This window comes from Kitasatospora sp. NBC_00070 (assembly GCF_045041205.1).
Classification (GTDB): Bacteria; Actinomycetota; Actinomycetes; order Streptomycetales; family Streptomycetaceae; genus Kitasatospora.
On the sequence record NZ_CP108248.1, the window covers coordinates 487,558 to 501,900 of the forward strand.

The window sequence follows — 14,343 nt, forward strand, 5'->3', positions numbered from 1 at the left end:
CTCAGGGGCAGGCCGCACGCGCCTTCGGGCTCTGTTATTGACGCCGTCCGCGATGGGCGGAGTGGGCCGGGACGACCGTGGGGGCGAGGCCTGGGTGGCACTGGCGGCAGCCGCAGGTGCTGAGCAGGGAGCGCAGGGCCCGGAGACCGGCGGAGACGACGCTCAGGTCGGCCGCGCCCAGTCCGGCTATCTCGTCGAGGACGGGCAGGGCCTCCTCGACAGTGTCGTGGTTCTGCTTGAGCCAGGCCTCGAAGCGGTCCTGCGGGCCGCTGGACTGGGGGGCGGCCGCGAGGACGTCGAAGATGAGGGCGGCCTGGGCGTTGTAGAGGTCGTCCAGCAGGGTGCCGCGGGCGGTTGCCTGCCAGCGGTCGGTACGGGGCAGGGCGCTGATGTGGCTCCGCAGGGTGCCGAGCCGGAGGTTGTCGACGACGCTGAAGTAGCAGCGCCCGACCTCGAGCGATGACAGGCCGCTCTGCCAGGCGATCTCGACGATGTCGAGGGCCGGGTACGAGGCCGGCAGGGCGGCGACCGCGGCGGCGAGCTGCTCGGGGACTCCTTCGTCGGTCAGGCTCCGGGTGGCGCGGGCGAGACCCTCGGCGTCGCTGCCCCGGACGAGATCGGCCAGGTGGGTCGCGACGGTCCGTACGCCGTGGGAGAAGTCCGCGACTTCGGCGGCGACGTCCAGCGGGTGCGTCCGGTTGAACAGGTACCAGCGGGCGGCCCGCTCGCCCAGGCGGCGGCAGGCCAGGCGCATCCGGGTCTGGGTGAGGGCCGGCACCTGGTTGTCGAGGGCGCTGATCTCCTTGGCGAAGGTGTCCAGGCCGAAGACGGACCAGCCGGTGACGTGAGCGCGGGCGATCTCGGCGACCGGGGCCCTGGACTCCTCGGCTACCCGGAAGACGAAGGTGATACCGGCGTTGTCGATCATCTTGTTGACGACCTGCGTGGAGATGATCTCGCGGCGCAGCGGGTGGGTGAGGATGCGGTGGCCGTGCGCCTCGCGCAGGGCTGTGGGGAAGTAGGCGGTCAGTTCGTCCTGGAAGAAGGGGTCTTCCGGGAGGGTGGAGGTGAGGAGTGCGTCCTCGGTGATGGTCTTGGTGTAGGCGAGGAGGACGGAGAGTTCGGGTTGGGTGAGGCCCTTGCCGTTGCGCTGGCGTTCTTCGAGGACGCGCTCGGTGGGGAGGAACTCGAGTTCGCGGTCGAGGTGGCCGTCGGCGACGAGCTTGCGCAGGTAGCGGATGTGGTCGTTGAGCAGGCTGTCGGAGTCGGCCACGGCGCAGGCGAGGGCGGCGTTCTGGGAGTAGTTGTTGGTGAGGACGAGGGTGGCGATCTCGGTGGTCATCCCGGTGAGCAGGTGGGTGCGGGTGCCGGAGTCGATCTCCTGGGCGGCGCGGGCTTGTTCGAGCAGGATCTTGATGTTGACTTCGTGGTCGGAGGTGTCGACGCCGGCGGAGTTGTCGATGGCGTCGGTGCAGATCAGGCCACCGGTGCCGGAGCTGCCTTGGAGGGCGTACTCGATACGGCCGAGCTGGGTGAGTCCGAGGTTTCCGCCTTCGCAGACGACTCTGGCTCGGAGGTCGGCGCCGTTGACGCGGATGCCGTTGTTGGCCTTGTCGCCGACGTCGTGGTGGGACTCGGTGGTGGCTTTGACGTAGGTGCCGATGCCGCCGTTCCAGAGCAGGTCGACCGGGGCGCGCAGGATGGCGGAGATGAGGGCCGCGGGGGTGAGATGGGTGGTGCTCTCGGGGAGGCCGAGGGCGGTGGCGGCTTCGGGGGTGACCGGGATGGACTTGGCGGTGCGGGGGTGGATGCCGCCGCCGGGTGAGAGGAGGCTGCGGTTGTAGTCGTCCCAGCTGGAGCGTGGCTTGTCGTAGAGGCGGCGGCGTTCGGGGTAGGAGCTTTCGGCGTTCGGGGTGGGGTCGAGGAAGATGTGCCGGTGGTCGAAGGCGGCTATCAGGCGGATGTGCTTGCTGAGCAGCATGCCGTTGCCGAAGACGTCGCCGGACATGTCGCCGATGCCGGTGGCGGTGAAGTCCTGGTTCTGGATGTCGAGGTCGAGCTCGCGGAAGTGGCGTTTGGCGGATTCCCAGGCGCCGCGGGCGGTGATGCCCATGGCTTTGTGGTCGTAGCCGGCGGAGCCGCCGGAGGCGAAGGCGTCGCCGAGCCAGAAGTCGTATTCGGCGGCGACGCCGTTGGCCGTGTCGGAGAAGGCGGCGGTGCCCTTGTCTGCGGCGACTACGAGGTAGGGGTCGTCGCCGTCGCGGCGGACTACGCGTGGGGGTGGGACGACGGATCCCAGGATGAGGTTGTCGGTGATGTCGAGCATGCCTCGGATGAAGTTGCGGTAGCAGTCGGTGCCTTCTTCGGTGAAGGCTTTGTGTTGGGTGGGGTCGTATGTGGTCTTGACGACGAATCCGCCTTTGGCTCCGACGGGGACGATGACGGCGTTCTTGACCATCTGGGCTTTCACGAGGCCGAGGATTTCGGTGCGGAAGTCCTCGCGGCGGTCGGACCAGCGCAGGCCGCCGCGGGCGACGGGGCCGAAGCGCATGTGCACGCCTTCGAAGCGGGGTGCGTATACCCAGATCTCGTACTTGGGCCGGGGGGAGGGAAGGTCGCGCAGAGCGGCAGTGTTGATCTTGAAGGAGAGGTAGGGCTTGGGCTCTCCTTCGGGATCGGCCTGGAAGTAGTTGGTGCGCAGGGTTGCGCGGATGGCGTCGCTGAGGGCGCGCAGGATGCGGTCTTCGTCGAGGGAGGCGACGGCGTCGAGGGCGGTGTCCAGCTGGGCTGCAACGGTGTCGGAGGGGCGGTGTCCGCCGGCTGGGTCGAAGTGGGTCTCGAAGAGTTCGACGAGCAGCCGGGCGATGGGGGTGTTCGCGGCGAGGGCCTCTTCGATGTAGGCGGGTTCGAACTGGAGGCCGGTCTGGCGGAGGTATTTGACGTAGGAGCGGAGGACGGTGACCTGGCGCCAGGTCAGTTCGGCTTGGAGCACCAGGGCGCTGAAGCCGTCGTTTTCGATGCGGCCGGACCAGGCGGCTGCGAAGGCGGAGATGAACCGGTCGCGGTCTGCTCCTTGTTGCAGGGTTTCGGCGTGGGGCACGCGCAGGCCGAAGTCGAAGATCCAGGTGCTCTGTCCCTGGGCTCGGCGGAGTTCGTAGGGGTGTTCCTGGATGACCTCGACGCCGAAGCTCTGGAGGAAGGGCAGGACTTCGGCGAGGGTGATCATCCGGCCGACCCGGAAGATCTTGAGGTGGTACTCGTCGGCGGGCTCGCCGTCGCGGTGGTAGACGGCCAGGGCGGAGTCGGTGGTGTCGTCGGCGTGGATGGCCTCGATGCGTTCCACGTCCGCGACGGCTTCCTGGGGGGAGAAGTCGGCGCGGTAGCCCTCGGGGAAGGCCCGTCCGTAGTCGTGGAGGAGGGATGCCGCTCGGGCGCTTGGGGTGGTCTGGTCGAGGACTTCGGCGAAGCCGTCGCGCCAGGAGCGGACGGCGATGATCAAGCTGCGTTCCAGTGCCCGTTCCTCGACCTGGACGAGTTCGCTGTCCGGTGCGGTGCGGACGACGAAGTGGAGCCGGGTGAGGACCGACTCGGTGGAGTGGACGCTGTAGTCGACGGTGGTTCCGGCGAGCTCCTCTTTCAGGACGCTCTGGAGTTTGAGGCGTACGGCCTCGGTGTAGAAGTCGCGGGGCAGGTAGATGATGGCGGAGAAGTAGCGGCCGTAGGTGTCCTTGCGGAGGAACAGGCGCATCTGGCGGCGTTCCTGCATGTGGACTACGGTGCCGGTGATTGAGGCCAGCTCGTTGACGGAGCTCTGGAAGAGCTCGTCCCGGGGGTAGGACTCGAGGATTTTCACCAGGCTGCGGCCGGAGTAGGACGCCGGGGAGAAGTCGTGGATCTCCAGGATCTGACTGACTTTCTGCCGGACCACGGGGATGTTCTGGACCGATTCGGAGTAGGCGCTGGTCGAGAAGAGGCCGAGGAACAGGTGCTCCCCGGTGACCTGTCCCTGGTCGTTGAACGTCTTGACGCCGATGTAGTCCAGGTACGCCGGGCGGTGGACCGTCGCACGGGTGTCGGCCTTGGTGAACATCAGCAGGCCTTGCTCCTTGACCGCCCGGGCTTCGACGGGGAGCGTGAAGGTGGTCCGGGGCGGGCCGTCGTCACGGCTCGGCCGCAGAAGGCCCAGCCCGCTCCCGGTTACGGGCAGGAGTGTTGTCGTGCCGTCGGCGTCACGGCCGACCTCGTACTGGCAGTAGCCGAGGAAAGTGAAGTGGTCGTCGGCGAGCCAGCGCAGCAGCTCGCGTGCAGTACCCAGTTCCTCGTAACTGACGCCGGCCTGCTGGGCCGCGCGCAGCCAGCGGATCCGGTCGACAACGTTGACCTCGTGGGTCTCGTCCATGCCGGCCGCCGTACCGAGCGCGGCGGCGCGCATCTGCGGCCAGTCGTCGACGACGGTGCGGACGTCGGCGAGTATCCGCTCGAGGTTGCTGCGCAGCTGCGGGAGCCGGGCCGGCGGCACTTGGCGGTCGATCTCCAGGTGGATCCAGGATTCGATCTGCGCGCCGGGGACGGACTGGTGCGCGTCGAAGTGGCCCGCTGACCGCAGTGGGCCTCCGCCGTTGTGCTCGACGGCGAGGATCGGGTGGAAGACCATGTGGATGCCGTGACCGAGCCGGGTGAGCTCCGCTGCCACGGATTCGACCAGGAACGGCATGTCGTCGGTGATGATGTCGACGGCCGTGCGCACCTGGGTGTTGGTGTGGGCGCCGGTGGCGGTCTCGATGTCGGCGATGTGGATGACGGCCATGCCCGGTGAGCGGGTGGTGGCGAGTTTGACGCAGGTGCGGACGGTGCCGAGCAGTTCGTCAGGGGTTCGGTCGTTGAGGTCGTCGGCTGGTACCTGTTGGTAGAACGGCTCGACGAAGGCTGGCAGGTGGTACGCCGGGGTCTCCGAGGGCTCCTGGGGTTCGGCGGCCAGGAGGACTGTTTCCCTGAGGAGTTCGGCCTTCGTTGCAGTCGGTTGCGCCACCATGACCTCGCTTGTCCGCGCTGGTGCGGCAGGTGTCGGGCACGGGCCGGCAGCCGCACCGGTGAGCGGCGGTGGGCAGGTGAGGGTGCCGGCGATCCGGACAGTGTCGGCCGCTTGACGTTCTGATTCTTCCGGGGGTGGCGGGTGCTGCGGGTGTCCGGAAGGGAGACCTTCCGGACACCCTGGGTGGGACCGGAATGCCCGGTCAGCGGGGGGCGGCGAGGTCGAGGGTCCAGAGCATGCCGTCGGGAGCGGGCGCGGTCCCCACGCCGGCGGCTGTGAGGCGGCAGTCGGTCATGTTGTTGAGGTGGGGGGCGTCGCTCGCCCAGTCGTTGAAAACGGTGGCCGGACTGTTGGTCTGGTGGTCGAGGTTCTCTGCCCAGCGGCTCCACGGGTAGCCTTCGGCCGTCAGCCGGCTGTCGGCCCGGTTGTTCTCTGGGCTGGCGTGGTCGAAGTAGTGGCGGGCGGCCATGTCCTCGGAATGCTTCTGTGCTGCCGTGTGGATGCGCCGGTCGATGGTGAGCGCGGCACATCCGTGCCGGGCCCGTTCGGCGTTGATGAGATCGATGAGCTGTTGCTCCAGGGATTTCACCGGGGGTGCCGAGGATGCCGGGTTGGTGGAGGCCGGTGCCGGAGCCGGCGGCGAGGGTGCGGGCGGCGGTGCCGCCACGGTGGGCGTGGTCGGCGGCGCCACGGTGGGGGTGGTCGGTGCCGTCACGGTGGGCGTGGTCGGTGCCGTCACGATGGGCGTGGTCGGCGGTGCCGCCACCGTATCCGCCGAGGTGGGAGTGGCGACCGGACTGGGGCTGGGAGAGGTAACGGGGATGGCGACCGGGGGGGCTGCCGTCGGAGCGGGGGTCTTCGGGTCGGGCAGCACGAAGAGCGCGATGATCAGGGCCGCGGTGCCCATCGCCGCCACCACGGATGCGGGGTGGCCGGCACGCGGACGACGACGGATCCCCCCGGCGGCCTTGCGCGTGATCACATCGGTTGTCCCCTGGGGTGCGGCGGCCGGTGCCGCTGCGGTGGCACTCGCCTGCGGCAGCGCGGGGAAGACCTGCTCGAACCCGCTGGCGGGGATGAGGATGCCGATGCTCGCGAGCAGCCCTTCGGCCGGCATCAGGCCCCGCTGCTGGACCGCGCAGTGCGGGCAGTCCCGCACATGCCTGGCGATCCGCTTGCGCCACAGTGCGGCAGGGCGGCCGTCCCATGCCCTGGTCATGGCGGTGAGGTCCGGGCAGCATGGTTCGGCGGTGAGGGCGCGGACCACTATTCGGCAGGTCTCGAGCTGGTGCTTCATGCGCTGGACCTTGACCGCGCTGTGCTGGGGTGACAGCCCGGTGGCTTCGGCCAGCTCGGCCCGGGTGATCGTGCCGGCCGTCTCCAGCCACCACAGGGCGAGCAGAGCGCGGTCGTCCTGGTCGAGCCAGCGGCCGGCCTCGGCTGCCTCCCGTCGCTGACCGGACAGGCCCAGTCGCAGGATGGCCAGGTCGACGAAGTCCGCTGTGGGGTCGGCGGTCTGTTCCACCGCCTCGATCGGGATCGCCGGCGTGCGCTGCTGGGCCTCCCAGTGGTTGCGGACCTCGTTCATGGCGATGGCGATCAGCCAGGAACGGTAGGCCGCCGGGTCCCGCAGTCCCGCCAGGGCACTGACGACCCTGGTCATCGTCTCCTGCACGATGTCGTCGGTCTCCGCACGCCCTCCGACGGCCCGGCCCACGATGTTGTACACGAGGGGCAGGGAATCGGCCACGATGTGGTCGAGGGCCTGGCTGTCGCCGGACTGGGCGGCGGCCACCAGCCCGTCCAGGAGGTGGGGGTCCCTGAGCATGATGAAGTCCTCGTCGTCACTCCCGGCGCGGGATCCCTGCTCGAAACTCCTAGATCAATCTAGTTCACGCCTTCGGCGGGACGGGCGGAACGGCGGCACCGGCGGCCCGATTGGAGACCTCCCTGGCCGATTCTGGCACTTGGCTCGCGGCGCATCCGTCCGGCTCGTGCGCGCGCACCGGCGGACAATACGCCGCCGGACTGGGGGTGCGCAGCTTTTCGGCACGTGCCCGTTGAAGGTCCTGTACCGGCTAGGTGCGGCAGCTGCGGCGCTGAGAACGCTCCGCTCTCGGCGCCGACAACGCTGCGGTCGTCCTGCGCACCTACGGGCCCCGCTGCCCGCCCGTCCCGGCGGGGCTCGGCCGCCCTGGGCGCGCCAGGGCGGCACCGTCCTGGCTCACGGCCTGGAGCGCAACGCCCGGGTGACCGTGGGCCCCGGTACTCATGCCTTCCGCAGTACCGCCCGCCGGTGGAAGGCCGGCCCGGCGGCCGCCACCAGCAGGCCCAGGACGGTCCCGGTCACCAGCTCGGGGCGTTCCACCACCGGTCCGAGGGCGGCGTCCGCAGCGACACCCGCCACGACCAGGACGGTCTTGGCCACGACCATCGGCGCGACCCTCAGCTGCCGTGCCCCGGACGGCCGGTGGCGGGCCCGCCACCGGCGGAACAGCTGGAACAGGGCCGGCCCCACGGTCACCAGCACCGCGCAGCGCACCAGGTGCAGCCACCAGGAGACACCTCCGCTGGCCACCCACACCGCGCCGAGTACGAGCCCGGCTCCCAGGTAGGCGGCGCGCGCGGCCTGATGTCCCGTCACGTCCACGGTGTGCCTGCCATCATCTCCCGTCTCCTCTGGTCAGTTCGCACTGTCGTCCCCGGTTTCGGTCTCACCGAGCCGCGCCGCTGTCGCTGCCTTGCTGCGCGACTCGGTGGCCACCCAGGTGAACAGCCCCCGTGCCATCAGGGACTGCTCTGCGTCGGCCCTGGCCTGGTACACCTCGGCCCGCGCCGCGTGCTGCCGCTCTCCCGACGGGGCGGCCAGGACTGCCAGTTCGGCGAGGTGTCCGGCGAGCCGCAGCTGCCCGAGGTCACGGTGGCGCAGGGCTGCGTCGGACAGCGCGGTCGCTCCGCCGGCCAGCTCGGCCAGTGCCCGCGCGACCTCCGCTTCGGGGGCGGGCTTCAGATTCGCCGGGTTGCCGTCGTACCAGCCGGCGTACTGGCGCCAGATGTTGCGGACGACGAATTCCGGGTCGTCGTAGACGGCTCTGAGGTAGGGGCGGTCGGCCAGATGGGCGGGCGGACGGACGCCCTGGATCAGTTCATCCAGCCGCGCGCCGGAGTTGAGGCCCTCCAAGGTCTGGGTGACGAGGCTCTCCAGCCAGTGCGCGGTCTCGGTCAGCGCCTGCCGGATCCGTTCGGCGCCGAACACGGGGGCGCCGTGCGAGGGGAGCATGATCTCGGCGCCCAGCCCCGCCATCCGCCGCAGCGCATCGGCCCACTCGCGCGGGTAGCGCTGAACCTTCTGCGGGTTCCCGCAGTTGGGGCTCGCCCAGATGAACATGTCGCCGGGGCAGAGCAGCCGCAGCCCGGGGATCCATCCCACGGTCGCGTCGTCCGTCTCACCCTTGACGTGGAACAGTTCGAAGGTCAGGTCCCCGCGTTTGAGGGCCATCGACTGGCGGTAGGTGACGTCGGGCCGACGGTAGTGGGTAGGCCACTCCAGCCCGGGGGCCTGGAACTGCCGTTGGTTGACGATCGCGTTGTAGCCGTTGGTGAGCGCGTAACGGTCGAACCGTTCGCCGATGCGTTCGTGGGCGACGACCATCACGCCCGACCCGGGCTCGGCGTCGAACGGCCTCAAGCCGCTGACATGGTCGATGTGCCCGTGCGAGAACACTGCGGTGGTGACGGGCTCCCTCGCCCATTCCCGGACCGAGCTGTGCAATTGCTGCGCGTCGAAGGGGTTCCCGGTGTCGAACAGGACCACCTCGCCACCGGTCCGGAAGACCATCACGTTCCCGAACCCCGGGTACCAGCCGACCCCGTCGGCGACCTCCAGCACCCCCGTTCCGGAGAGCCCGGGGCTGGCGATGCTGTCCTCCGCAGCACCGTTCCAGATCTTGTCCGCGTAGTCCGTGACGGAGAAACGCATGGCACTCCCTGGTGAGTCGTGAACCGGTCCGCTCACTCTCACCCAGGCATCCGTCCCGGACAACCCGCTGTCAGACCAACCGCGCCCCCCTACCCTTGGGACATGTCACAAGGTGGCTCTTCCGGCGTGCAACACCAGGCCTGGCAGCTCGCGGCCCGCCTCGGCCCACAAGTCAACCGGCTGGCATGGGAGATGGTGATGCGCCAGCACGCCGAGATCCCAGGGTTCGGCCACGTCGCCGACGAGCTTCTGGACACCGAGACCGCCGCGGCCGCCCGGCACGCGCTACGCCTGTTCATCCGGGCCGCGGCGGACTGCACGGCCATCGCCGCCGGCACCGGCCTGCTGCAGGAGCAGGCCGCGGAACGGGCCGAGGAGGGAATCCCGCTCCGCCGTCTCCTGCAGTCGTACCAGGTGGGTTCCCGGGTGCTCTCCGAGGCCCTCGCAGAAGCGGCCCGGCCCGGTGAGGAGGCCGCGCTGCTGTGGCTGACCCGGCATCAGGCCGAACTCCTCGGTACCCTCACGGAGCGGGTCACCGAGTCCTATCTCGGCGCCCTCGGCCGCGGCTCCACCGGTTCCCAGGAACTCGCCCGTGCCCTGCTCAGCGGCAGTGGCTACCGTGAGGCGGCTGCTCGGAACGGGCTCTCGCTCGGCTCCGAATACACCGTCGTCGCGGCCTGGCTGCCCGGCGCCGCAACGGAAGTACCACTGCGTCGGCTACTGCGCCGGCTGACCGCCCAGCTGGAAGGCCTGGCGGACGGCCCCGTCCTCGGGCTCGTCCAGGCGGCGGGGGCACATCTGCTGGTGCCAGCCGCACTGCCCCTGGCGACGGTCCGCAAGCGGCTGGCTCCGAGCCCGGCGGAGGTTTTCGCCGCCGGTTACGCAACCGCGACCTGCCCCGGCGCCGTGGCGAACGCCGCTGCCCGGGCCCTTCGGATCGCGTCTGTGGCCGGGTGGGGCGGTGTCCATGGGATCGAGGACGTCCTGCTGGACTACCACCTGTCCGCTCCCTCCGACAGCGCCGCAGAGCTGGGCGGCCTCGTCGAGACGCTCAGCAGGCATCCGGGGCTGTTACCAACCGTCCGGGCCTTCCTCGCCTGTGACCTGCACAGGCGCCGCGCGGCTCGGCAGCTGAACGTACATCCCAACACCATCGACAACCGCCTGGCCCGGGTGAGTGAGCTGCTCGGCGTCGACCCGCGCACCACCCGAGGCGTCCAGCTGCTCGGAGCAGCTCTCAGCGTGCACGGTCGCGGGGGGCCGTCCGCTCCGGGCTCTCCTCCCTGGGAGGTTCACCGTGCCGGATCGGCGGAGGACGCTCCGGCCGTCCCGCCGGGATACGACCATCGGTGACATCTCATTGCCCTGCGTTTTCCTGGCCGGCGTTCTCAGCTGCGTCCGGCGTATTTCTCTTCGGGAAGAACTTTCTCCATTTCTCTCCCATGCGTATGACCGTCCCCCTGACCAGAGTTTTCCTGATGATCTCGCCTTCCCGTTTCTTCAGTGCATCCAGGTTTTTAATGGCGGCGCCGAGGTTGATACCGTCGGACACGCGCATCACCTTCAGATCGTCGTCATCCCCGAGTTCCAGCCAGATGCTTCCTGGTTCGAGTCCGTACCGAAGGCGGTCGACCCCCTTGCTGACCTGCTTGATCATCATCAGGCGGTCTTCCGGAACTGTGTCGAAGGCGATGAGATCCGGCGGGCTTCCCAGCTTGCCGAGCTGGAGGCAGTCAACTCTGACGATATGTTTGCCATCATATCCGAGGGCTTCGCGCGCTGCTTTTCTGAGGCCTCCCAGTTTGGCAGCGTCAGCCTCGAGCGTATTCCGCTTGAGGGTCCCTAGAATCTTCTTCTCATTTTCACGTTCCACCTCCTGGGGATCAGGTGGAAGCTCCTCCTCGGCCATCTTCCATTGACATCCGCCTCTCTCCTCATTGAGCACTCTGATGAGATCAATGATTATCTCTACGGCCGTGCTGCTATAACCGTTCGGGGGCACCGGACAGGAAACCCGGACCAGCAAAATGACTCTCTCCCCGTGAGTCTGTCTGTCTCTCTCCAGGGAAATAGACCACTTCTTCGCCCTGGCACCGGCTGCCTCCAGACTGCTCCAGATGTCATCGTCTTTCATCAGCTCCGGAGAGAGGACGACACCCCAGGTTATCTTGTTGCAGACGATCTCGTGAAAATTCTTCCGGGCGGAGCCGTCCCTGGCCAGGAATACATCCTTCTGCAGCTCGTTCAGAGCACGAAGATTGTCGGTGAGCAACTGCGAGGGGGCGACTGCCACGGGCGACCGGGGGCGACGCGCGACCCTCTCCTTCTGCGCTTCCGCCGAGGTTCCGGCCGGCGCGTTGCGCCCGGGACCGGCACCGCGCCCGCCGGGCGGGCCGCCGGCCCCCGCGAGGGCCGGCGCGGCACGGGCAGCCGAAGCGGGCAGGGAGAGCGCCCGGAACCGGAGGCACCCGTACTTGTGCACCGCCTGGTAGAAGCGGTGCTCGACGACGTTCTCATCCACCCCCTGGAGCTCCACCTCGCACTTGCCGTCGCCGCGGACCCTGGCGATCCGGAAGTGCCCCCGACCCGGCTGCAAGCCCTTCTCCCGACAGGAGCTCTCCAGCAGGAGCAGAAACCTGTCATCCGGCCGAAAGGAACTCTCCCCCTCCTCCGTCAGAAGTAGCATGCGGCCCGCCTGACGGAACTCGATCAGCGGCCGGACGTTATCGGCATGCCGCGAAATCTCGGCGATTTTCCGGGTGTTCCTCTCGTGGATTAGTTCGGCGTCCGCCGACCCCCGTCCAGCCGCCCGACCGCCTGCACCTACCGGAGCACCGGATGCCGCCTGCGAGCGTATTCCTGGTGCCGCGGAGCCATTCGAAGCCACCCCGCCGGAAATATGGCCACCGAAGCCAACATTGCTTCTGAATTCATCGATATCCACGGGCCCGGATATACTGAGCGCGACGTTCTCCCCCGGGGAATTCGACCTGTTGAGGTAAAGCTGGCCCCACTTGCCGAACTCGAACCAGGCGGGAATCTCCTTCCCGGCCTCGTCGCCTTCTTTGCGGCACAGCCAGTAGACCGCCGTACCGGTCGGGAGTTTTCCCTGCGCGAACGGCCTCGTGCTCCGCCCGCCGGGGCTGGCTTCCCCCTCAAGCGTACTGATCACGCCCCTGTTGTTCTCCAGCGCCCGCTCCGCGAGCTTCTCCCCCCAGGCCGCTTGTACGGTGTCCCGGTAGACGGCGGTACTCGCGGCCAGCCCGACGAATTTCTCGGCGATCTCCTGGACACCTTCGCTGAAGGCCAGCTCATCGGCATCCATACCGGTTATTGCCAGAAACTCGTCGTACACCTCCCCGATCAGCTCTATCCCCACGTCAATGAACTGAGTAGCAATCATATTGAACGTGTAGATTATCCCCTCGAAGGCTCTCGAGTTGAGGTTCTGGATCTGCTGGAGCAATTCGCCGAAATACTGGTCGGCTGCTACCAGGTCGTCATCATCAGCCAGAGCCTCCAGAACCTTCTCCGGCTCGCGCTCCATGCTCTCCCAGAGGCCACTGCTCGCAATGCATATCAGGATCCGGCCAATCGCTGTCGTCTCCATCGCCGACCTCTCTCCTCCGCACCGCGGGGGCAGCGTTCGTCCGGTGCACGCCCCTCATGGTCCTCTGCCGACGGGGCCGCTCCCAGCGTCCAGGAGGCAGTGGGCTGGACAGCGGCGTCTGCCCTTGCGGGACGCCCGGGGTTCCCCACGTCACTGCTCGCCCCGTACGGTCCGGCTCCGCAGCCAGCCTGAGGCCTGCTCGGCCGGCATCGCCGGGGATACCAGCCAGCCCTGGACCGCGTCGACTCCGAGCGCCTCGAGCCGGCTCCATGTCCGGCCGTCCTCGACCCCCTCGGCGACCACGGTCAGCCCCAACGACCGGGCCAGGCCTACGGACCAGGCGACCAGCGCGGCGTCCCGTTCGTCCGTCGCCATGCCGGAGACGAAGGACTGGTCGATCTTGATCTCGCTGACCGGAGAGCGCCGCAGCCGCTCGAGCGAGGAATGGCCGGTGCCGAAGTCGTCGAGCGACAGGGACAGACCCATCCGGAACAGATCGGACAACTGCTCCGCCACCCGGTGCCAGCCGTCCGGCAGTGACCGTTCGGTGATCTCCAACCGCAGCGCCCCGGGTGGCAGCCGGAACCGCTCCAGGCGATCGGCGACCCCGTCCACGAACCCGGGAACCAGCAAGTCCTGGGGCGAGATGTTGACGGCGATCCCCGTGCGAATGCCTGCGGAACGCCACTCCATCGACTGCCGTGCGGCGGCGTCGAGTACGTACCCGGTCAGGCAGGGCATGAGACCGGCCTGCTCGGCCAGCGGGATCAGGTCAGCCGGGTCGGTCCAGCCCCGGCGCGGGGTGTACCAGCGCAGCAGGCCCTCCACCCCGACCACGGTGCCGTCGAAGGCGACCTTTGGCTGGTAGTGAAGGACAGGTTCCCGCTTGGCGAGCGCACCTGTCAGCTCTGCGAGCAGGCTTTCCTGGGCTTGGCCCGCACTATGGCGCCGGAGGAGGCCGGGTGACTCCGGCCTTCTCCGGTACTGTTCCCGGCCCAGGGCGGCATCGGCTCCTCGCAGCAACTCCTCGGCGCTGCCGGCCTGATCGGGGTAACAGCACACCCCGACGCTGACGCCGGTAACCACTGGAACGGCGGACGGCTCCCGGGCGGCCAAGACCATGACGGCCAAGGCGTCGGCCAGGTCCCGCAGGACGGGGAGCGCCGGGGACCCGGGCAGCAGCAGGGCGAACTCATCATCTCCGATGCGCGCGGCCAGAGCGGGCCCTGGCCCGCTCTGGCCGGGGGAGGATTGCAGCGACGGTGGGGCAAGGTTGGGCAGGAAGTCGGTGAGCCGCCGGGCGGCGTGGACCAGGGCCCGGTCTCCCGCGTCGGCCCCAAAAGTAACGTTGAGCGCTCGGAAGCCGTCGAGATCGAGAAGGATGAGACCCACCTTGGTCCGGCTTCCCGTACATCCGTCGGCCGAGCTGCGACGGATCGCCTCCTCCAGCGCCTTCCGGAGGGCCGCACGGTCGGCCAGTCCGGTGAGCGGATCGATCCCTCTGGCGGAGCTGCCAGGCAGCGGAAGCCGCTCGACGGAAATCGCGTGCCGCTGGCTGGGAAGGTCGGAGAGGGCGAGCGCGGCCATGGCCTGAAGCTGATGGACGGCGGCGACGATCTGTGCGCGGATCGAGCGGCCGGCCGGGCGGGGCGCAGCCGCGGCGGGGCGCAGCCGGGGTTCTGGCATGTGTCCCTCCCGTGCTGCGGGTATGGGCTGTCAGGC

At 68.8% G+C, this 14,343-nt stretch carries 7 protein-coding genes; 1 reads left to right on the plus strand and 6 read right to left on the minus strand.

Annotated elements, in window-relative coordinates; genetic code table 11:
• Positions 1-34 precede the first annotated feature (34 nt).
• The 4 genes from OHV05_RS37150 to OHV05_RS37165 form a co-directional block, all read right to left on the minus strand.
• Entirely contained in the window at positions 35-5,032 is a 4,998-nt protein-coding gene (locus OHV05_RS37150) for an NAD-glutamate dehydrogenase (protein ID WP_331730687.1), read from the minus strand.
• Positions 5,033-5,234: 202 nt separating this feature from the next.
• On the minus strand, positions 5,235-6,860 hold the full coding sequence (locus tag OHV05_RS37155; RefSeq protein ID WP_331730689.1) for a sigma-70 family RNA polymerase sigma factor: 1,626 nt from the start codon (positions 6,858-6,860) through the stop codon (positions 5,235-5,237).
• 441 nt (positions 6,861-7,301) lie between these two features.
• Complete coding sequence (locus tag OHV05_RS37160) at positions 7,302-7,676, minus strand: hypothetical protein (RefSeq protein WP_405021689.1); 375 nt, start codon at positions 7,674-7,676, stop codon at positions 7,302-7,304.
• Between the two features lie 39 nt (positions 7,677-7,715).
• Positions 7,716-9,011 carry an alkyl sulfatase dimerization domain-containing protein gene (locus OHV05_RS37165; RefSeq protein ID WP_331730693.1) on the minus strand — a complete coding sequence of 432 codons (1,296 nt, stop codon included), beginning with the start codon at positions 9,009-9,011 and terminating at the stop codon, positions 7,716-7,718.
• 126 nt (positions 9,012-9,137) lie between these two features.
• On the opposite strand from OHV05_RS37165, the gene OHV05_RS37170 reads away from it, so the two are divergent.
• Positions 9,138-10,364 (plus strand): helix-turn-helix domain-containing protein, encoded by a 1,227-nt coding sequence (locus OHV05_RS37170; RefSeq protein WP_331730695.1) that lies wholly within the window; start codon positions 9,138-9,140, stop codon positions 10,362-10,364.
• A gap of 4 nt (positions 10,365-10,368) precedes the next feature.
• On the opposite strand, the gene OHV05_RS37175 is transcribed toward OHV05_RS37170, so the two are convergent.
• Both OHV05_RS37175 and OHV05_RS37180 read right to left on the minus strand, forming a co-directional pair.
• Complete coding sequence (locus OHV05_RS37175; protein ID WP_331730697.1) at positions 10,369-12,621, minus strand: hypothetical protein; 2,253 nt, start codon at positions 12,619-12,621, stop codon at positions 10,369-10,371.
• Between the two features lie 150 nt (positions 12,622-12,771).
• Positions 12,772-14,307 carry a bifunctional diguanylate cyclase/phosphodiesterase gene (locus tag OHV05_RS37180; protein WP_331730699.1) on the minus strand — a complete coding sequence of 512 codons (1,536 nt, stop codon included), beginning with the start codon at positions 14,305-14,307 and terminating at the stop codon, positions 12,772-12,774.
• Between the last annotated feature and the right edge of the window lie 36 nt (positions 14,308-14,343).